The 20,948-nt window shown below is 65.3% G+C and carries 16 protein-coding genes; 13 read left to right on the forward strand and 3 right to left on the reverse strand.

Translation table 11 applies throughout. From position 1 onward, the window contains the following. The 3 genes from PAN31108_RS26410 to PAN31108_RS26415 form a co-directional block, all read left to right on the forward strand. Nucleotides 1-239: hypothetical protein (locus tag PAN31108_RS26410; RefSeq protein ID WP_217426324.1), on the forward strand; the 239-nt coding region annotated here is incomplete at its 5' end. Between the two features lie 425 nt (nt 240-664). After that, nucleotides 665-1,468: a MetQ/NlpA family ABC transporter substrate-binding protein gene (locus PAN31108_RS16340; protein ID WP_150669881.1), complete on the forward strand. Its 804-nt coding sequence runs from the start codon at nt 665-667 to the stop codon at nt 1,466-1,468. Nucleotides 1,469-1,624: 156 nt separating this feature from the next. Next, complete coding sequence (locus PAN31108_RS26415) at nt 1,625-1,786, forward strand: hypothetical protein (RefSeq protein WP_174995021.1); 162 nt, start codon at nt 1,625-1,627, stop codon at nt 1,784-1,786. Between the two features lie 78 nt (nt 1,787-1,864). On the opposite strand, the gene prpR is transcribed toward PAN31108_RS26415, so the two are convergent. After that, nucleotides 1,865-3,835 (reverse strand): propionate catabolism operon regulatory protein PrpR, encoded by a 1,971-nt coding sequence (gene prpR, locus PAN31108_RS16345; RefSeq protein WP_174995031.1) that lies wholly within the window; start codon nt 3,833-3,835, stop codon nt 1,865-1,867. 410 nt (nt 3,836-4,245) lie between these two features. On the opposite strand from prpR, the gene prpB reads away from it, so the two are divergent. The 5 genes from prpB (at nt 4,246) to PAN31108_RS16370 (ending at nt 11,775) form a co-directional block, all read left to right on the forward strand. Further along, nucleotides 4,246-5,136 (forward strand): methylisocitrate lyase, encoded by an 891-nt coding sequence (prpB, locus tag PAN31108_RS16350; RefSeq protein ID WP_039397405.1) that lies wholly within the window; start codon nt 4,246-4,248, stop codon nt 5,134-5,136. A 27-nt stretch (nt 5,137-5,163) separates the two neighbouring features. Next, entirely contained in the window at nt 5,164-6,315 is a 1,152-nt protein-coding gene (gene prpC, locus PAN31108_RS16355; protein ID WP_150669882.1) for a bifunctional 2-methylcitrate synthase/citrate synthase, read from the forward strand. Nucleotides 6,316-6,483: 168 nt separating this feature from the next. Further along, nucleotides 6,484-9,081 carry a Fe/S-dependent 2-methylisocitrate dehydratase AcnD gene (acnD, locus tag PAN31108_RS16360; protein WP_150669883.1) on the forward strand — a complete coding sequence of 866 codons (2,598 nt, stop codon included), beginning with the start codon at nt 6,484-6,486 and terminating at the stop codon, nt 9,079-9,081. Nucleotides 9,082-9,092: 11 nt separating this feature from the next. Beyond that, nucleotides 9,093-10,286 carry a 2-methylaconitate cis-trans isomerase PrpF gene (gene prpF, locus PAN31108_RS16365; protein ID WP_150669884.1) on the forward strand — a complete coding sequence of 398 codons (1,194 nt, stop codon included), beginning with the start codon at nt 9,093-9,095 and terminating at the stop codon, nt 10,284-10,286. Between the two features lie 31 nt (nt 10,287-10,317). Beyond that, on the forward strand, nt 10,318-11,775 hold the full coding sequence (locus tag PAN31108_RS16370) for a bifunctional 2-methylcitrate dehydratase/aconitate hydratase (protein WP_150669885.1): 1,458 nt from the start codon (nt 10,318-10,320) through the stop codon (nt 11,773-11,775). Nucleotides 11,776-11,906: 131 nt separating this feature from the next. Here the strand turns inward: PAN31108_RS16370 and PAN31108_RS16375 are convergent, their stop codons facing one another. Then, nucleotides 11,907-13,097, reverse strand: coding sequence for an MFS transporter (locus tag PAN31108_RS16375; RefSeq protein ID WP_246184009.1), 1,191 nt, complete (start codon nt 13,095-13,097; stop codon nt 11,907-11,909). Nucleotides 13,098-13,340: 243 nt separating this feature from the next. Here PAN31108_RS16375 and PAN31108_RS16380 point away from each other — a divergent pair, with 243 nt between their 5' ends. Beyond that, complete coding sequence (locus PAN31108_RS16380; protein ID WP_150669886.1) at nt 13,341-14,243, forward strand: LysR family transcriptional regulator; 903 nt, start codon at nt 13,341-13,343, stop codon at nt 14,241-14,243. Nucleotides 14,244-14,298: 55 nt separating this feature from the next. On the opposite strand, the gene PAN31108_RS16385 is transcribed toward PAN31108_RS16380, so the two are convergent. Next, nucleotides 14,299-15,462 carry a glycerate kinase gene (locus PAN31108_RS16385; RefSeq protein ID WP_150669887.1) on the reverse strand — a complete coding sequence of 388 codons (1,164 nt, stop codon included), beginning with the start codon at nt 15,460-15,462 and terminating at the stop codon, nt 14,299-14,301. A 552-nt stretch (nt 15,463-16,014) separates the two neighbouring features. Between PAN31108_RS16385 and PAN31108_RS16390 the strand changes: the two genes are divergently transcribed. From PAN31108_RS16390 to glpK, 4 genes are all read left to right on the forward strand, one after another. Next, the gene (locus PAN31108_RS16390) at nt 16,015-16,512 is read left to right on the forward strand and encodes a hypothetical protein (RefSeq protein ID WP_150669888.1); all 498 of its coding nucleotides are present in this window, start codon (nt 16,015-16,017) and stop codon (nt 16,510-16,512) included. Nucleotides 16,513-16,649: 137 nt separating this feature from the next. After that, a complete protein-coding gene (locus tag PAN31108_RS16395; RefSeq protein WP_246184004.1) occupies nt 16,650-17,519 on the forward strand; it encodes a DeoR/GlpR family DNA-binding transcription regulator in 870 nt (289 codons plus the stop codon). Nucleotides 17,520-17,760: 241 nt separating this feature from the next. After that, nucleotides 17,761-19,308: a glycerol-3-phosphate dehydrogenase gene (gene glpD / locus PAN31108_RS16400; protein ID WP_150670002.1), complete on the forward strand. Its 1,548-nt coding sequence runs from the start codon at nt 17,761-17,763 to the stop codon at nt 19,306-19,308. Nucleotides 19,309-19,400: 92 nt separating this feature from the next. Further along, nucleotides 19,401-20,903, forward strand: coding sequence for a glycerol kinase GlpK (gene glpK, locus PAN31108_RS16405; RefSeq protein WP_150669889.1), 1,503 nt, complete (start codon nt 19,401-19,403; stop codon nt 20,901-20,903). Nucleotides 20,904-20,948 lie beyond the last annotated feature (45 nt).

A 20,948-nucleotide genomic window follows, 5' to 3' on the forward strand; every position in this document is an offset into this window, starting at 1 on the left:
GTGGCGGCGGCGGCGGCGGCGGTGGCGGTGGCGGTGGTGGCGGCACCGGCGGTGGAGGCGGTGCGGGCGCCAGCGGTGGTGGCGGAGGTGGCGTCGGCGTGGGAGGTGGTCCCGGAGGGCGCGGTATCGGCGGCGCTGCCGGCGGCAACGGATTGGGAGCATTCGGCGGGCCGAGCGGTTTTGGCGGCGGCGGCGGATGCGCAATGAACGGCCAGGCGGGCGAGGAGCCATGCCCCTGAGCCAGTCGTGGGGAGGGGCCTGCACGCGTTCGGCACAGCGCGTGCAGGCGCTGGCCCCGCTGTTTCGATGGTTTTGCGAGTCTCGCAGGTTATTCGTCGGTTCCTGACGCGACCGGCTGACAGCCTGGCCGTCAGCCGTGCCACCCCCCCGGCCCGTGATCAGGCTGTTCTCCCGGCGAAGCGCCCCTTCGGTGATCCGAGGGGGCGTTTTTTTGTCATTTGCGAAGCCTATCGAATCGAACGGGGGATATCGAAATGCCGATTATGTATTTCGCGTAAACCCGCACTTGTGGCAGCATCCGGTTTCCGGGTCGCGCGAACGGACTGTCCGCCGCGCGCGACCGAAGCGGACTCATCAGGTTCGCCGTGACTCGCACAGACGCCCAACAGGCGTCGACTCATATAAGCACAAGGAGAAATCGCACATGCTGTCCCGTCAACTGATCAACGCGTTCCTCGGCGCCACGTTTGCGCTGGCCTCCCTGGGCGCCTCGGCCCAGACCGCCGACAAGCCCCTGAAAGTCGGCACGATGGCCGGCTCGGACGCGCAGATCTTCGAAGTCGTGAAGAAGGTTGCCGAGAAGCGCGGCCTGTTCATCAAGATCGTCGAGTTCAGTGACTACGCACAGCCGAACGCCGCGCTCGACGCCGGCGATCTGGACGCCAACGGCTTCCAGCACAAGCCGTTCCTCGACAGTCAGATCAAGGATCGCGGGTACAAGATCGCGACTGCCGGCCTCACCTACGTGTCGCCGCTCGGCTTCTATTCGAAGAAGTACAAGTCGCTCAAGGACCTGCCCAATGGTGCGCAAGTCGGTATTCAGAACGATCCGTCGAACGGTAATCGTGCCCTGCTCCTGCTGCAAAAGGAAGGTCTGATCAAGCTCAAAGCCGGTTTGGAAGGCAAGAACGCCACGCCGCTCGACATCGCCGAGAACCCGAAGAAGCTGAAGATTCGCGAACTGGAAGCTGCGCAACTGCCGCGCGCCTTGCCGGATCTGGACGCCGCGTCGATCAACACGAACTTCGCCGCCCAAGCCGGTCTGGTGCCCAAGCGTGACGCCATCGCCATCGAAGACCTGAAGGGCCCGTACGCCAACCTGATCGCCGTGCGCACGCAAGATCTGAACAAGCCGTGGGTCAAACAGCTGGTCGACGCGTATCACTCGGACGAAGTGAAGCAGTTCATCGACAGCCAGTTCAAGGGCGCGCTGATTGCCACTTGGTAAGCATGTAGGCGTGATTCGGTGCGCAAAGCGCGCATCGTTCGCGGCTAACGAAAAACCGGGGGCGGCCCCGGTTTTTTTTATGCTGCGCATTTGGGGCGTCGGCACAAAAGCGTTTGACTAGAATAGAAACATGATTCCTGTCGACGGGAGGCCGCCATGTCCATGATCAACATTTCGATGATGCTCGTCGCGTTGCTCGTCGGGTTCGCTATCGGGATGCTCGTCGATCACTTCTGGGTGACGCATCACGACGAGCCGTCCGGGCATAAGCGCCTCGACTGGCACGAGATGTGGGAACGCATTCGTCATCAGCATTGAATCGACGATCGTCGACCGAGCGCCGGGGCCCCGCGCCCCTGCGCCCCTCCTTCCCTACGCCCTTACGCCCTTACGCCCTCACGCCCCGGTGCGCAGTTTGCGCCAAAGCGTCGAGCGGCTGATGCCAAGCGCTTCGCACGCGGCGTTGCGGTCGCCACCGCAGGCGGCCAGCGTCGAGCGGATGCGCGCGAGTTCCTCGGCGGCGCGACGCTCGCGCCCCGAGCGCGGACCGCTAGCGGGTTCGGGCGGGGTAATTTGCCGTCCCTCGTTCGTTTTTGAAACATCGAACGTCGGCGCGGCGAGTTCCGGTGCGATCTCGATCAGTCGCGCCCGGCTGATTTCGCGGGCATCGACCACATCCGCGCAGACCACGGCAATGCGCTCCAGCAGATTTTCCAGCTCGCGCACATTCCCCGGCCAGCGATAAGTCGCGAGCAGCGGCAGCAGCGACGCCTGCAACGCGTCCACGCTCATGCGTGCGCCGGCCCGGGCAAGCGCGCGTTCGAGAAAGAGCGGCGTGAGACGCGGCAGGTCGTCCATGCGCTCGCGCAGCGGCGGCAGCCCCATGCGCAGAATGTTCAGGCGATAGTAAAGGTCTTCGCGGAACTCGCCGGCGCCGACTTGCTGGCGCAGGTCGCGATGTGTCGCGGCGATCACGCGCACGTCGCAAGGCACCGGCTCGTTGGCGCCAAGGCGTAGGACTTCGCGCTCTTGCAAGACACGCAGCAGGCGCGTTTGCAGCGGCATCGGCATCTCACCGATTTCGTCCAGAAAGATCGTGCCGTTGTGAGCCGTCTCGAACAGGCCGGCCTTGCCGCCACGCCGCGCCCCCGAGAACGCGCCGTCTTCGTAGCCGAACAGCTCGCTCTCGAGCAATGTTTCCGGAAATGCCGCGCAATTGATCGCGACGAACGGATAGTCGCGTCGGCGGCTCGCGTTGTGAATACCCTGCGCCAGCAACTCCTTGCCGGTCCCGCTCTCGCCATGCACGAGCACGGTCGAGTCGGTCTGCGCGTAGCGCCGCGCCAGCGCGCGCACATGCGTCATGGCCGTGGAGTCGCCGATCAGATCGTCGAGGCGGTAGCGCGCCACGAGGTGCCGTGGGCGATGGCGCGAGCGCAGTGAGCGGTCCACCCTTGCGAACGACTGCGAGTCCTGACAGGTGAGCAGTGCGCCGGTCAAGGTGCCCTGGTCGAGCAGCGGAATCCGGTTGACGACCCAGGTCTTGCCCGCCATCGAGACGATGGCTTCGAGTTCCGCGCTCGCGCTTTCCAGCGTTCGGGCGATATCGAGTGCGGGCGCAATCGCATCGAGCCCACGACCGACGGCATCGGCCACCGTCACACCGAGGATCGCCGCCATGGCGGCGTTGATCGCTTCGATACGTCCGTTGAGATCGACGGCGGCCACGCCTTCGTGCAAGTGCCGCAGCACCGTATCGAGACGCTCGCGCCGCTGCGCTTCGATACGCCCGAGGCGTGCGACTTCCAGTGCCGTGTCGAACGCTGCGCGTACCGAATCCTGCGAATAAAGAAAGATGCCCGTGAGTCCCGCGCGTTCGGTCAGTTGCGTGACGTATCCGGGGCCGACGATGACCTGCATACCTTCGTCACGCAACCGATGCACGAGGTCCTCGGCATTCTGCGCATCGACATAAGTGTGCTGCGCGATGTCGATATGAAAGGCGCTCTTGAATCGCTCGAATTCGGCGGCGGGGCGCGCGTAGGACACCAGCGCGATACGGGAATCGGGAGAGGTCGACGGCAGGGCGCGACGCGCGCGGGCCAGCGCATGCATCACATCGGAGCCCGTCACCTTCACCAGCACTACGGGCAGCGCGAGACGCTCGCGCAGGAAGTCGCCGTTCGATCCCGCGGCGACGATTCCGTCGACACTTCCGGCCGGCAGTCGCTCAAGGGCTTCGATGACCGCCTCGAAACCCTTGTCGACGATGTGGACCTCGGCTTGCGCGGCGTAGTCCGGCACGATGTCGCGATACAACTCACCGAGCTTGCTGATGCCGACCGCCCAGATCACCGGTTTTCTCATGGCGGGCATCGAGCCTGAGCGTGCAGCGTTGAGCGCGCCGGCGACGGCAACCGGCAAGCGGGACGGCAGGTCCGGCGGAATCGCATTCGGCATGGCGGTACGGAAAATGTCATGAGTCCTGCCGTGCATCGTAGCATATCGAGACGTCATGTTTCATTTTTCGTTTCAAAATGAAACATCATGCAATGAAGGTTGCGTCGGCGGTGTGAAGATTGCCTTGACGTAAACGTCATGTCGGCGAAGAATTTTCGTCGACAAATGAAGACGTTAGGCAGGCACGGGCATGTCATGTGCACCGCTTGCGGTGCGTGCTGGCACGTCCATTGCTATGACGTAACCGCTACTCAACCCACGTGCGATGGCGCGGCAGTCAGACTGCGCATCGTGCAAGACACGACCGAGGGACTCAAGTGACGCAAACCATTCGTTCGGCCGGCGCCGCCTTCCGCGAGGCCGTCAAGACCGAGCAACCGTTGCAGGTTGTCGGTGCGATCAACGCCAACCACGCCTTGCTGGCCAAAGCGGCCGGCTTCAAGGCGATTTATCTCTCGGGCGGCGGTGTCGCCGCCGGGTCGCTCGGTTTGCCCGATCTGGGCATCTCGACACTCGACGATGTGCTCACCGACGTGCGCCGCATCACGGACGTGTGCGATCTGCCGCTGCTGGTGGACGTCGACACGGGTTTCGGTCCGTCGGCCTTCAACATCGCGCGCACGGTCCAGTCGCTGATCAAGTTCGGCGCGGGCGCGATGCACATCGAAGATCAGGTCGGTGCGAAGCGCTGCGGGCATCGTCCGGGCAAGGCGATCGTCACGCAGCAGGAAATGGTCGATCGCATCAAGGCCGCCGTGGACGCGCGCACCGACGAGAATTTCGTGATCATGGCGCGCACCGACGCGCTGGCCGTCGAAGGGCTTCAGGCCGCCATCGACCGCGCGTGTGCCTGCGTCGAAGCGGGCGCGGACATGATTTTCCCCGAGGCGATGACCGAATTGCCGATGTACCGCCAGTTCTCCGACGCCGTGAAGGTGCCGGTGCTCGCCAACATCACGGAGTTCGGATCGACGCCGTTGTTCACCGTGGAAGAGCTCAAGAGCGCACAGGTCGGCCTCGTGCTGTATCCGCTCTCGGCGTTCCGCGCGATGAACAAGGCGGCGGAGAATGTCTATCACACGATTCGTCGCGACGGCACGCAAAAGGCCGTGCTCGACACGATGCAAACGCGAGCCGAACTCTATGAGAGCATCGGCTATCACGCCTACGAACAGAAGCTCGACGCGCTGTTCGCGCAACAGAAATAACGAATCCCTGATCCTGGAGGAATGAGCATGAGCGAGACGACTGCCACCGGCTTCAAACCGAAGAAATCCGTCGCCCTGTCGGGTGTGACCGCGGGCAATACCGCCTTGTGCACCGTGGGCCGTTCGGGCAACGATCTGCACTATCGCGGCTACGATATTCTGGATCTGGCGCAGACTTCGGAGTTCGAAGAAATTGCCTATCTGCTGGTCTACGGCAAGCTGCCGACGGTGGCCGAACTGCGTGGCTACAAGGCCAAGCTCAAGTCGCTGCGCGGTCTGCCCGCTGCCGTCAAGGACGCGCTCGAAGCCGTGCCTGCCGCCGCGCACCCGATGGACGTGATGCGCACCGGTGTGTCGGTGCTCGGCACCGTGCTGCCGGAGAAGGACGACCACAACATCCCCGGCGCGCGCGACATCGCCGACCGACTGATGGCGAGCCTCGGGTCGATGCTGCTTTACTGGTATCACTACAGCCAGAACGGTGTGCGTATCGACGTGGAGACGGATGACGACAGCATCGGCGGCCACTTCCTGCATCTGCTGCACGGCGAGACCCCGTCCGATCAGTGGGTGCGTGCGATGCACACGTCGCTGATCCTGTACGCGGAACACGAATTCAACGCCTCGACGTTTACCGCTCGCGTGATCGCAGGCACCGGTTCCGACATGCATTCGGCCATCACCGGCGCGATCGGCGCGCTGCGCGGTCCGAAGCACGGCGGCGCCAACGAAGTCGCGTTCGAAGTGCAGAAACGCTACAACTCGCCGGACGAAGCCGAAGCCGACATCCGTCAGCGCGTTGAGAACAAGGAAGTGATCATCGGCTTCGGTCATCCGGTCTACACCGTGAGCGACCCGCGCAACAAGGTCATCAAGGAAGTCGCGCACGCGTTGTCGAAGGACCAGCAGAACACGGCGATGTACGACATTGCCGAGCGTCTCGAATCGGTGATGTGGGACGTCAAGAAGATGTTCCCGAACCTCGACTGGTTCAGCGCCGTGAGCTATCACATGATGGGGGTGCCGACGGCGATGTTCACGCCGCTGTTCGTGATCGCGCGCACGTCGGGCTGGAGCGCGCACATCATCGAGCAACGGATCGACAACAAGATCATTCGTCCGAGCGCCAATTACACGGGACCGGAAGACCAGAAGTTCGTGCCGATCGAGAAGCGCTGAGCGGCACCTGCCTGCGCCTGCCTGCGCCGATTGGCTCCTGCCGGGCCGGTCGGCGTCGGTGAGCGTTTGTGCCGCGTTCCTACGCTCCGATACGTTTGCGTGCGTCTCAACAGGTCTCAATACGTCACCAGTCCGCCTCAATAAGCGCCAACCCCACAACACCGCGACATGAACACCGCCTACCGTAAATCTCTGCCCGGGACGTCGCTCGACTACTTCGACGCCCGCGCCGCTGTCGAGGCCATTGCGCCCGGCGCGTACGACACCCTGCCGTACACGTCGCGTGTGCTGGCCGAAAACCTCGTGCGCCGGTGCGACCCGGCAGCGCTGACCGAATCCCTCAAGCAACTGATCGAGCGACGGCGCGACCTCGACTTCCCGTGGTTCCCCGCGCGCGTGGTATGTCACGACATTCTGGGTCAGACCGCGCTCGTCGATCTGGCCGGTCTGCGAGACGCCATCGCGGCGCAGGGCGGCGACCCGGCGCTGGTCAATCCGGTGGTGCCCACGCAGCTCGTGGTCGACCACTCGCTGGCCGTCGAGTGCGGCGGTTTCGATCCGGATGCTTTCGCGAAGAACCGGGCCATCGAAGACCGTCGTAACGAAGACCGTTTCGACTTCATCAACTGGACGAAGAAGGCGTTTCGCAACGTCGATGTGATCCCGCCGGGTAACGGCATCCTTCATCAGATCAATCTGGAGCGCATGAGCCCGGTGATTCAGGTGACGCAGGGGGTGACCTATCCCGACACGCTCGTCGGCACCGACTCGCATACCCCGATGGTCGATGCGCTCGGCGTGATCGCCATCGGCGTGGGCGGACTGGAAGCGGAGAGCGTGATGCTGGGCCGCGCGTCGTGGATGCGTCTGCCGGATATCGTCGGCGTCGAATTGACGGGCAAGCCGCAGCCGGGCATTACCGCGACCGACATCGTGCTGGCGCTCACCGAGTTCCTGCGCAAGGAAAAGGTCGTGTCCGCCTATCTGGAGTTCTACGGCGAAGGCGCGTCGAACCTCACGCTGGGCGACCGTGCGACGATCTCGAACATGGCGCCGGAGTTCGGTGCGACGGCGGCGATGTTCTACATCGACGCGCAAACGATCAAGTACCTCAAACTCACCGGCCGCGACGACGCGCTCGTGGCCCTGGTCGAGACCTACGCCAGGCAGACCGGTCTGTGGGCCGACAGCCTGACGAACGCGCAGTACGAGCGCGTGCTCACGTTCGATCTGTCGAGCGTGGTGCGCAACATCGCCGGGCCGTCGAATCCGCACAAGCGGGTGCCCACGAGCGAACTCGCCGCGCGCGGAATCAGCGGCAAGGTCGAGAACGTGCCGGGTCGGATGCCGGACGGCGCGGTCATCATCGCCGCCATCACCAGTTGCACCAACACGAATAACCCGCGCAACATGATTGCGGCCGGGCTGTTCGCGCGTAACGCGAATCGTGCGGGCCTTACGCGCAAGCCCTGGGTCAAGAGTTCGCTCGCGCCCGGCTCGAAGGCCGTCACGCTGTATCTGGAAGCTGCGGGCTTGCTGCCGGAGCTGGAGGCGCTCGGTTTCGGCGTGGTCGCCTATGCCTGCACGTCGTGCAACGGCATGTCGGGTGCGCTCGATCCGGCGATTCAGCAGGAAGTCGTCGAGCGCGATCTGTACGCAACGGCCGTGCTCTCGGGCAACCGCAATTTCGATGGTCGCATCCATCCGTACGCGAAGCAGGCGTTCCTCGCGTCGCCGCCGCTCGTGGTGGCCTACGCCATCGCCGGTACGATCCGCTTCGACATCGAGAAGGACGTGCTCGGCGTCGATGCCCAGGGCAACCCGGTGAAGCTTGCCGACCTGTGGCCGAGCGACGAAGAGATCGACGCGATCATCGCGAGCAGCGTGAAGCCCGAGCAATTCCGTCGCGTGTACGAGCCGATGTTTGCCGCGTCGGTGGTGCAGGGCGAGCGCGCCGAGCCGCTGTACGAGTGGCGCGAGATGAGCACCTACATTCGGCGTCCGCCATATTGGGAGGGCGCGCTTGCCGGTGAGCGCACGCTGCGCGGCATGCGTGCGCTGGCCGTGCTGGGCGACAACATCACGACCGATCACCTCTCGCCGTCGAACGCCATCATGGCCGACAGCGCCGCAGGCGAGTACCTGGCGAAGATGGGCTTGCCGGAAGAGGACTTCAACTCCTACGCCACGCATCGCGGCGATCACCTGACGGCGCAGCGCGCCACGTTCGCCAACCCCACGCTCAAAAACGAGATGGTCGTGGTCGACGGGCAGGTCAAGACCGGCTCGCTTGCCCGCATCGAGCCGGAAGGCAAGATCACGCGCATGTGGGAAGCGATCGAGACGTACATGGCGCGCAAGCAGCCGCTCATCGTGATTGCCGGGGCCGACTATGGTCAGGGGTCGTCGCGCGACTGGGCAGCCAAGGGCGTGCGTCTGGCCGGCACCGAGGCGATCGTGGCGGAAGGCTTCGAGCGCATCCACCGCACCAATCTGGTCGGCATGGGCGTGTTGCCGCTCGAGTTCAAGCCGGGCACGAACCGCAAGACCCTCGGCATCGACGGCAGCGAGACATTCGACGTCGTCGGCGAGCGCACGCCGCGCGCCGATCTCACGCTGGTGATCCATCGCAGGGACGGCGAGCGTGTAGAAGTGCCGGTCACTTGCCGTCTCGACACCGCCGAAGAGGTCTCGATCTACGAGGCAGGCGGGGTGCTTCAGCGCTTCGCGCAAGACTTTCTGGAATCGTCGCAGGCCGTTGCCTGAGGGGAGATGTGATGGCGCATCAGCCACAAATCCGCATTCCCGCCACGTATATGCGTGGCGGTACGAGCAAGGGCGTGTTCTTTCGCTTGCAGGACCTGCCCGTCGCCGCGCAGACACCCGGCGCCGCGCGCGACGCGCTGCTCATGCGCGTGATCGGCAGCCCGGACCCATACGGCAAGCAGATCGACGGCATGGGCGGGGCGACGTCGAGCACCAGCAAGACGGTCATCATCGCGAAGAGCGAGCGGCCGGACCATGACGTCGACTATCTGTTCGGGCAGGTCTCGATCGACCAGAAGTTCGTCGACTGGAGCGGCAACTGCGGCAATCTGTCGGCGGCCGTCGGCCCGTTCGCGATCAGCGGCGGGCTGGTGGATCCGGCGCGAGTGCCGCGCGACGGTGTGGCCGTCGTGCGCATCTGGCAGGCCAACATCGGCAAGACCATCGTGGCGCATGTGCCGATGACGCAAGGCGCGGTGCAGGAGACGGGCGACTTCGAACTCGACGGCGTGACCTTTCCGGCCGCCGAAGTACAACTCGAATTCCTCGATCCGGCTGCCGAGGAGGAGGGGGACGGCGGCGGCGCCATGTTCCCGACCGGCAATCTCATCGACGACCTCGAGGTGCCCGGTGTGGGCACATTCAAGGCGACGCTGATCAATGCCGGCATTCCCACGATCTTCCTCAACGCCGAGGACATCGGCTATCGCGGCACGGAGTTGCAGGACGCCATCAACGGCGATCCGAAAGCGCTGGCCATGTTCGAGACGATCCGGGCGCATGGGGCCATCCGCATGGGACTGATCAAGGACGTGTCGGAGGCGGCGACGCGTCAGCACACGCCGAAGGTCGCGTTCGTCGCGAAGCCTGCCGGGTACACGGCGTCGAGCGGCAAGGTGGTGAATGCGAGCGATGTGGACCTGCTGGTTCGCGCGTTGTCGATGGGCAAGCTGCATCATGCGATGATGGGCACGGCTGCCGTGTGTATCGGCGCGGCGGCGTCCATTCCGGGCACGCTGGTGAATCTGGCCGCCGGTGGCGGTGCGCGCAACGCCGTGCGCTTCGGTCATCCGTCGGGTACGTTGCGTGTGGGCGCCGAGGCGAACGAATCCGGCGGCGAGTGGACGGTCACGAAGGCCATCATGAGCCGCAGCGCCCGTGTGCTGATGGAAGGCTGGGTTCGCATTCCCGGAGACGCATTCTGATCGGAAGCTGACCCCTCACAGGAGGTAGTCGATGACATCGGATACTTCGCACCCGTTGCACGTGCGTGCCTCGCCCGACAAAGTACTGACCGACATTGTCGACTACGTACTGACCTATGAGATCCGCAGCGATCTCGCCTTCGACACCGCGCGCGACTGCCTGATCGACACGCTCGGGTGCGGCTTCGAAGCGCTCTCCTATCCGGCGTGCACCAAACTGCTGGGGCCGATCGTGCCGGGCACCGTTGTGCCGAACGGCGCGAAGGTGCCCGGCACGCCGTATCAGCTCGATCCCGTGCAGGCCGCCTTCAGTCTGGGCGCGATGATTCGCTGGCTCGACTTCAACGATGCGTGGCTTGCTGCCGAGTGGGGACATCCGTCCGACAATCTCGGCGGCATTCTGATGACGGCCGACTGGCTCTCGCGCACTGCCGTGGCGCAGGGGCAGCCGCCGCTCACGATGCGTCACGTGCTCGTCGCGATGATCAAGGCGCATGAGATTCAGGGCTGTCTGGCGCTGGAGAACTCGTTCAATCAAGTCGGACTCGATCACGTCGTGCTGGTCAAAGTCGCGTCGACAGCGGTCGTCGGCGAGATGCTGGGCCTGTCGCGCGATGAACTGATCAATGCGCTTTCGCTCGCGTTCGTGGACGGCCAGAGTCTGCGCACGTATCGTCATGCACCCAACACGGGTAGTCGCAAGTCGTGGGCGGCAGGCGATGCGACGAGCCGCGCGGTGCGTCTCGCGCTCATGGCGCGTACCGGCGAGATGGGGTATCCGTCGGTGCTGACGGCGAAGACATGGGGCTTCTACGACGTGTTGTTCAAAGGCAAGCCGTTCGCTTTCCAGCGGCCTTACGGGTCATATGTGATGGAGAACGTGCTGTTCAAGATTGCTTTTCCCGCCGAATTTCACGCGCAGACGGCTGCTGAGGCGGCCATGACGCTGCACCGCCGGCTGGCGTCGATGGGACGCAGCGCGAACGATATCCGCTCGGTGAAGATTCGCACACATGCGGCGGCGATTCGCATTATCGACAAGCAGGGGCCGCTCGCCAATCCGGCGGATCGCGATCACTGCATTCAGTACATGGTGGCCGTGCCGCTGCTGTTCGGGCGGTTGACCGCCGCCGACTATGAAGACGACGTGGCGGCCGACCCGCGCATCGACGCCTTGCGTGCGCGCATCGTGTGCGAGGAAGATCCGCAGTTCACGCGCGACTATCACGACCCGGACAAGCGTTCGATTGCGAACGGACTGACCGTCACGTTGAACGACGGCGTGACGCTCGACGAAGTGCTCGTCGAGTATCCGATCGGTCACAAGCGACGTCGTGACGAAGGCCTTCCATTGCTGGTGGAGAAGTTCAGGACCCACCTCGCACGACGCTTCGCCCCGCGTGCCCAAGCGCGCATTCTCGAGGTGGCGCTGGACCGGCGCAAACTGGAAGCGATGCCGGTGCACGCCTTCGTGGACCTGATGGTCTGACGCGGCACATGTAGCCTATAGGGCGTACGGGGCATATGGGGCGTATGGGGCACGTCGCACGGGTGCCCTACGCCTGCATCTTGCGCCGTTGTGTGGCATCCGGCGCACACGCGGCGCCAGATGCCCGGGGCTTACATCGCCGAGGTGTCATGGGTCGACCTCGCTGCGCGGGCACGAAGACCGCCCAGCCAGTGCAACGCCAGTGCGAGCCCGCCGAGCACCAGTCCCATCACGACCACCCCTGTCCAACCGAACCGCGCCATCAACCCGCCGCTCGCGCTCGCGCCGAGCGCACCGCCGAAAAACGTTGCGGTCATATAGAGGCTGTTGATTCGGCCCTGTGCTTTCGGGTCGACCGCGAAGGCGCGCGTCTGATTCGCGACGAGACCGGCCTGCACGCCGATATCGAGCACGATCACCCCCAGCACGAGCAGCGCGAGAGACGCATTTGCACCGCCCAACAGCAGATAGGAGAGCGTAACGATGGCGATGCTCGCACCGATGATGCCACGGGGGCCGAGCGAGTCGGTGGCGCGTCCGCCGAGCGAGGCCGCAAACGCGCCCGCCGCGCCGATGATGCCGAAGCCTCCCGCCCAGGCGCTGCCGAGATGCCACGGCCCGTCGGCGAGCAAGGCGGCCAGATTGACCCAGAAGGCGTTGAAGCAGGCCCAGAGCAGCGCCTGAATCATCATCGATTCGCGAAGCGGACGATGATCGCGCGCGAGCGGCCACAGCGATGCCAGCAGGCGTGCGTACGAGAGGTCCGTACTCGGGCGGCCTTTGGGCAGCAGCACGGCGGCGGCGATCCACGCCGGGATCATGAAGGCCGCTTCCATGCCGTAGACGGCGCGCCAGCCGAAGGTCTCCCCGACGATACCGGCGATCGTGCGTCCCAGCAAAATGCCGACCATGATGCCGCTCACCACGGTGCCCACGGACCGGCCCCGTTGCTCGGGCCGGGACAGCACGGCAGCGAAGGGCACCAGTTGCTGCGGCACGCAGCACACCACGCCCAGACCGAACGAGGCGGCGATCAATGCCCAGATGTCCGGCGCGAACGTCGCGCCCAGCGCGAAGCAAAAGGCGAGCGCGATCTGCACGAGTACGAGCTTGCGGCGATCGTACCTGTCCCCCAGCGGCAGCAGGAGGGCGAGCCCCAGCGAAAAGCCGAGCAATGCGGCGGCGGCGACGAGATCGACCAGCCCCAGATCGACGTGCATGCCGGTTGCGATCAGGGGCAGGATCGGCTGCGTGCAGTAAATGTTGGTGACGACCGCTCCCGCAATGATCGCCATCATGAGGATCTTGCTGCGTGAGGCGATCTCCGGCGCACATACCGATGCGCGATGAGATGGCGCGAGGGCGGCTTTCGTGTCGGTGGGGTCGTTCGGGGTTTTGGGGGAGGGCACTGTGCACTCCTGTCATGGATGGATATCGCCGGCGGTGGGGCGTCGCGTATCGTGCGACGGCCGGTGACCGCGGCTGGTGATGCACGTTACGCGCTTGCACCGGAGTAGAGAATCCATCAAGATCAGGAATCATCTTTCCGGAATTTGGTAGAGTCCATGAATCGACTCGAATCGATGTCCATCCTGATCGCCGTGGTCGACGCGGGGAGTTTGTCGGCAGCGGCGCGCCGTCTGGGAATGCCGCTGGCGACCGTCAGTCGTAAAGTCGCGGAGCTCGAAGCCCACCTGAAGACACGGCTGTTGCATCGGACCACGCGGCAGTTGTCGCTCACCGAGGCGGGGAGCGCCTATGTCGCGGCATGCCGCCGGATCCTCGAAGCGATCGGCGAGGCCGAGCGCACTGCGACGGGCGAGTATGTCGTGCCGAAAGGGGAGTTGGTGCTCACCGCGCCCGTCGTGTTCGGGCGTTTGCATGTGTTGCCCGTGGTCGCGGAATTCCTCGCGCAGTACCCGGAGATCGATGTCCGTCTGATGCTGACCGATCGCGTGGTCCATCTGATGGACGAACAGACGGACGTGGCGCTACGCATTGGCGACTTGCCGGACAGTACGTTGGTGGCAAGGCGCATCGGTGCGGTGCGCCGGGTGATCTGTGCGAGTCCGGGCTATCTGGCAGCGCATGGCACACCAGTGCAACCGCGCGATCTGGCCGGGCATGCGTGTATTACGTTCGAAGTGCTGGCGTCGCGCCGCGCGTGGGAGTTCGGCGCCGGCAGGTCCGAGCAGTCGGTGCCGATTCGCTCGCGGCTGGCCGTGAACACCGCGGAAGCGGCGATCTCGGCGGCGGTGCTGGGTGTCGGCTTCGTGCGCGTGTTGTCGTATCAGGTCGCGCAGGCGTTGCGCGACGATTCCCTGCGCGTGGTGCTGGAAGATTTCGAGGCCGTGCCGCTGCCCGTCAATCTCGTGCATAAGGGGCAGAACCCGTTGCCCCTGAAGTTGCGTGTCTTTCTCGACTTCGCGGCGCCGCGACTGCGGGCGAGCATCGCCGGACTCGGTTAGCGCGTCCGAATCGAGCGGGCTCGAGCGGGCGCCCACGGTCCGGCGTGTGCGTGCATCAGCGCTTGTGCGTGTATCGCAGGCGAGCCATCTGTTCGGCGCTGTCGGCCAGCAGGCCGGCTGCGTCGGCGATGGCCTTCTCCAGCGTGGTCGGGCCGAACGTCAGCGAGAAGCATCCCGAGAACACGCGCGAGAGATGCTCCAGCGCGCTGCGGTCGATGGCGCCCGACAGCAGCGACGCCGTCGCTCCCGCCTTGATGGCGACTTGTGCGGCGATCATCGGCGTCTTGCCCGACAACGTTTGTCCGTCGCTGCGCCCTTCGCCGGTGATGAGCCAGTCGGCGCCTTCGACCGCTTGCGGCAGGCCGACGCGCTCCGCAACCACTTCCGCGCCGGAGCGGAATTGTGCGCCCAGCAAATGCAGCGCGAAGCCCAGACCGCCGGCGGCGCCGGCGCCGGCGCGGCTGGCGGCTTCGCTCGCGTTGAACGCGCGATGCGCGTGACCGGCGAAGTGCGCGATGGCGCGATCGAGCGGTTCGACCTGCGCTTCGCTCACACCCTTTTGCGGCCCGAAGATCGCCGTCGCGCCTTGCTTGCCGTTCAGCGGATTGTTCACGTCGGACATCGCCACCAGCTCGCAATCCTTCAGGCGGGCGTCGAGTCCATTCAGATCGATGGACGCCACACGATGCAGCGCGGCCGGCACCGGCGGTACTTCTTCACCGGCTTCGTCGAGCAGGCGCGCACCGAGGCCGACGAGCAGCCCGGCGCCGCCGTCGTTCGTGCTGCTGCCGCCCAACCCGATGAGCACTCGACGCGCCCCGGTGTCGAGCAAGGCGCGCAGCAGCTCGCCGAGGCCGAGCGTCGAGCGCTCGGCCACCGGCGTTTGCATGCCGACCGGGTCGGTGATGCTCACGACATTGGCGCTCTCGAGCACGCCGGTGCCGTCGGGCATCACGCCGTACTCCGCCGTCACCGAGGCCTTGCCTGCGCCGCGCACCGACAGCGGAACGCGACGTCCGCCGGCAGAGAGCAGGGCGTCGAGCGTGCCTTCGCCGCCGTCGGCCATCGGACGCAACCGCAGATCGGCCTGCGGCAGCACGCGGGCGATGCCGGACGCGATGGCTTGCGCCACTTCAGGCGCGCTTAGCGAACCTTTGAACGAATCCGGAGCGATAACAATGATCGGGGCGATGATCGGGGCTTGCGCATTGCTGGACATGGAAATCGGGACAGTCGCAAAAAGTGCTTCAGGTTGGCAGGATTCACGTGCGCCGCAGATGAACACCCGGCCCGCTTGTCGTGATCGCTTATGGCGTACCGGCAGGACGGTGGGCCCTTGGTCCGGTGGGCGGGGTCGCACGCTGGCTCGCAGTGGGGTCGGACGCGAGGCGGTGCGACGCAGTGTGACAGAAACCAGCAATATACGCGATTCGGGCCAGCGCGCATTGCGTGAATTGCCATGCTATGAATAACGCGAGTAAGATGAGCGCCAACCGGCAGTGCGTCGCCCGATAGGCCGCCAGATTCACGGATTCGTCCGTGAAACGGGCGCGGGCATGCGCGCACGACGCGCCGGTGAACCTCAACGGACACAACGACGCGCGTGTCGGCCCGGCATGGATGCATCAAGACATCCCAAGGCCGTCGCATATTCCGCGTCTCGACCCGATACCCGCATGACGTCACGACATCGCCGTGCCTGCTCCGGCAGACGGCGGCGGCAAGCTGGCGCGACGCATGCGATAACGATTTGCAAGTGTGGAGCGGGGCCATGAACCGGGGCATCAACACGAATTTCGACACGGCGCGCGGGGCGCGGCGCGGTGTCGCGCGGGCCGCTGCGCTCGCGCTGGCGGCGCTGCTGGCCGGATGCGCCCAGACGGCGCCGGTGGCCGCCACGCCTGACGATCCGCCCGTAGGCAGTGTCGCCGATGTGGCGCCGGAAAACGTAAAAGTCGAGACGTTGCCCGCCTATCGCGACACGATCAGCGACGCCCGTGCCAACGGCGCGGTCTGGCAAGGGTCGTCGAAGAAGGGGTTCGCCCGCGTGAGCGCCTGCACCGCGCGGCTCTGGAAAAAGCAACTGCCCTATGCGCGGTTGCAGCGGGTCAAGGCGGGCACGGGGCAGACACTCGAACTGTCCTCGACGGACGACGGCATCCTCGCTGTTCTCGATCTCGCGCCGGGCAAGCCGGGCAGCGAAGGCTCCCTCTACCTCGGCTCGACCGGCCCGCAATCGCTGGCCGACGCCGTGCGTCAATGTCTCTGAGCCCCAGGGGATCGACATCGACCGACGGCCCGGTTGTCATGCTGGGGTCACGGTAGCGTCATACAACGGCGGGGTATCATGACGGCGAACGCGCGGCCGGTCGGGCTGCGCGATGGCTTTTACCTGTGTGCGTGCCGATGTCCTCTATCGAATCTGTCGAATCCGCCGACCCTGTCGATTCCGTCAATTCTGTCAGTTCCGTCGACAGCCCGGACGGCACCGGGGCGACCGGTGACGCGGCTCAGGCGTCTCTGAACCCGCGTCAGCAGTCGCTGTTCGACGCCGTTCGCCGCGACGGCTTCCTGACCGTCGACGAACTCGCCGCACGCTTCGAGGTCACGCCGCAAACCATCCGTCGCGACATCAACTTCCTCGCGGAACGCAAATGGGTGCGGCGTTATCACGGTGGCGTGGGCCTGCCGGGCGGCGCGGAGAACGACGCTTACGACGCTCGCCAGACGCAACTGGCCGAAGAAAAGCGCCGCATCGCCGTGCGCCTGGCCGAACAAATCCCCGATCACGCCTCGCTCTTCATCAACCTCGGCACCACGACGGAAGCGGTGGCGCGAGCGTTGTCGCGGCATCGTGGCTTGCGGGTGATCACCAACAATCTGCATGTGGCCGCGATGATGAGCAGCTACCCCGACGCCGAGGTCATCATCGCCGGCGGCGTGGTGCGCGCGCGCGATCAGGGCGTGACCGGCGAGGCCACGCTCGATTTCATCCGTCAGTTCAAGGTCGACTTCGGCATCGTCGGCATTTCCGCCATCGACGCCGACGGCACGTTGCGTGACTTCGACTACCGCGAAGTGCGGGTGGCCGAGGCGATCATCGCGCAGTCCCGCACGGTGTTTCTCGCCGCCGATCACAGCAAGTTCGGACGCCCGGCGCTCGTGCGCCTCGGGCATTTGTCCCAGGTGGATGCGCTGTTCACCGACCGGCCGGTCCCGGCCGGTATGGCCGGCGTGATCGCCGAAGCGGGCACACGGGTCCACGTGGCGGACTGACGGGCCCGGCAAATGCCGATGTGGGAATTCGCACATTGCACTATGGAAATGCGCGAATTCGAAACTCATGTCGCGTGATCTGTTAGAATTCGAATGTTGATGTTCGAAAACGAACATTTCTGATCGTTTCGAATCTCGCTTGGAACCTGGAAGCGAGTCTTTTCGAGCTTTCCCTGATTTGCCCCCCGATATTGGGAGTGACGACGTGCAGACACCCGCTCAATCGCCATCCGCCGACGGACTGGTCGCTTCGGCCCCGCAGGCCCCCTCGGCCCCCTCGGCCCCCTCGGCCCCTTATGACCTGCTCGTCGTCGGGGGCGGCATCAACGGCACCGGCATCGCGCGCGACGCCGCCGGCCGTGGCCTGCGTGTGCTGCTCGTCGAACAGGACGATCTGGCGTCGCACACGTCCTCGGCCAGCACCAAGTTGATTCACGGCGGTTTGCGCTATCTCGAATATTACGAATTCGGACTGGTGCGCAAAGCGTTGCAGGAGCGCGAAGTGTTGCTGCGCGCGGCGCCCCACATCATGTGGCCGCTGCGTTTCGTCATGCCGCATATGCCGAATCTGCGTCCTGCGTGGCTGATTCGCGCGGGCCTGTTCCTCTACGATCACCTCGCGCGCCGCGAGATCCTGCCGGGGTCGCGCGGCATCGATCTGCGCCGGCATCCGGCGGGCGCGCCGCTGCGTCGCGATCTCACGCGTGGTTTCGTCTATTCGGACGGCTGGGTGCAGGACGCACGCCTCGTCGTGCTCAATGCACAGGACGCCGCAGAGCGCGGCGCGACGGTGCTGACCCGCACGCGGCTGGTCGGCGCCGAGCGCGGCGAACACTCGTGGACGGCGCAGCTCGAAACGACGGCCGGCGAGCGTCAGACGGTGCGTGCCCGCGTCATCGTCAATGCGGCGGGGCCATGGGTCGGGCATTTGCTGGGCGACGTGCTGCGCCAGAACGCCACGCATCGCATACGCAACGTGAAGGGCAGTCACATCGTCACGCGCAAGCTGTTCGATCACGATCACGCCTACATCTTCCAGAACACCGACAAGCGCATCATTTTCGCGATTCCGTACGAACGCGACTTCACGCTCATCGGTACGACCGATATCGAGTACCTCGGCGACCCGGCGACGGTCGCGATCAACGACGACGAAATCGACTATCTCTGCAAGTCGGCCAGTGAGTACTTCACCAAGCCGATCACGCCGGCGGACGTCGTATGGACATACGCGGGCGTGCGTCCGCTGATGGAGGAAGACGTCTCCAACCCGTCGGCCGTCACGCGCGACTACAAGCTCGAACTCGACGCGCCCGGCACGCGCGCGCCGCTGTTGTCGGTGTTCGGCGGCAAGATCACGACGTATCGCCGCCTTGCGGAAGAGGCGATGTCGTATCTTCACGGCGCACTGGGTTTCACGCACGGCGACTGGACGGCGGGCGCGCCGCTGCCGGGCGGCGACATGGCCGAGCCCGATGCCGGGGCTTTCGAGACGTCGCTGCGTGCGCAGATGCCGTGGCTGCCGTCCTCGCTCGCCCAGCGTTATGCGCACACTTACGGCACGCGCACCCATGTGCTCGTCGGCGATGCGAGCTCGCTCGACGGCCTCGGTCAGCGCATTTGCGGCGACCTCTACGAAGCCGAGCTGCGCTATCTGGTGCAGCACGAATGGGCACGCACTGCACAGGACGTGCTGTGGCGGCGCACCAAGCTCGGTCTGCACGTTGGCAAGGAAGGCGAGGCCAGCGTGGCGCAATGGTTCGCGCGTCATCTGGCCATGGCGGCCTGAGTACGCCCGTCCCGGTGGCTACCTGAGCCACAGCAAGCCAAAGCGGCCGCAGATGTCAGCGCGGCCGCCATCGCATCAAGGAGACCAAGACAATGTCAGGAGGCGCGTACATCCTCGCGTTCGATCAGGGGACGACCAGCTCGCGAGCGCTGCTGTTCGATCGCGACGGTCATGTGGTGGCGACCGCACAGAAAGAGTTTCGTCAGATCTACCCGCATCCGGGCTGGGTCGAGCACGACCCGCGTGAAATCTGGGCAACGCAGGCGGGCGTGGCCGCCGAAGCGCTGACGCACGCTGGGCTGGGCGGCAGCGACATTGCGGCCATCGGCATTACCAATCAGCGTGAGACGACCGTTGTCTGGGATCGCCGCACGGGCGAACCCGTCTACAACGCCATCGTCTGGCAAGACCGCCGCATGGCCGACTTTTGCGAGCAGCTTCGCGCGCAAGGCAACGAAGCGCTGGTCGCGAGCCGCACCGGCCTTCGCATCGACTCCTACTTTTCCGGCAGCAAGATCCGCTGGATTCTCGATCACGTGGATGGCGCGCGCGAGGCGGCGGAGGCGGGGCATCTCGCGTTCGGTACGGTCGATAGCTGGCTGGTGTGGCATCTCACCGGCGGCAAGCTCCACGTGACGGACGTGTCGAACGCGTCGCGCACCATGCTCTTCAACATCCACGCGCTCGAATGGGACGACGAACTGCTTGCGCTGCTCGATGTGCCGCGTAGCATGCTGCCCGAGGTGCGTTCGTCGAGCGAGGTTTACGGTCACACGGCAACGCCGTTGTTCTCGGCGCAGGTGCCGATTGCCGGTATCGCAGGCGATCAGCAGGCGGCGTTGTTCGGGCAGATGTGCCTCTCGCCGGGAATGGTGAAGAACACCTACGGCACCGGCTGTTTCATGGTGATGAACACCGGCGACAAGCCGCAGGCGTCGAGCCATAACTTGCTCACGACGGTCGCATGGAAGATCGGCGATCGCGTCGATTACGCGCTCGAAGGCAGCATCTTCATCGGTGGCGCGGTCGTGCAGTGGCTGCGCGACGGACTCGGCATCATTCGCCATTCGCGCGATGTCGAAGCGCTTGCCACGAGCGTGCCCGATGCCGATGGCGTCGTGCTCGTGCCGGCCTTCGCCGGGCTCGGCGCACCGCACTGGCAGCCGCACGCGCGCGGCACGTTGTTTGGCGCCACACGCGGCACCACGGCGGCGCACGTCGCTCGCGCGGCGCTCGACAGCATCGCCTTCCAGACGCTCGACGTTCTGCGGGCCATGGAAGCCGATGCCGGATTGCATGTGTCGGAATTGCGTGTGGACGGCGGCGCTGCGGCCAACGATCTGCTGATGCAATGGCAAGCCGATTTGCTCGGGGCGGATGTGGTGCGTCCGAAAGTGATCGAGACGACGGCAGCCGGGGCGGCTTATCTCGCGGGACTTGCCGTGGGCTACTGGCCCGACATCGATACATTGCAACGTCAATGGCAGTTGCAGCACCGCTTCTCTCGCAAGCTCTCCGAACCGGAGGTCGACCGCGCGGTCGGCGCATGGCAGCGTGCGGTACGCGCGGCCAAGGCGTGGGCGGAAGACAGCTGAGCGGCTGTCGGCCGGGGGGCGGGGGGCGGGCCACCGCCTCCCGGG

Source organism: Pandoraea anhela (genome assembly GCF_902459655.1).
Lineage (GTDB): Bacteria > Pseudomonadota > Gammaproteobacteria > Burkholderiales > Burkholderiaceae > Pandoraea > Pandoraea anhela.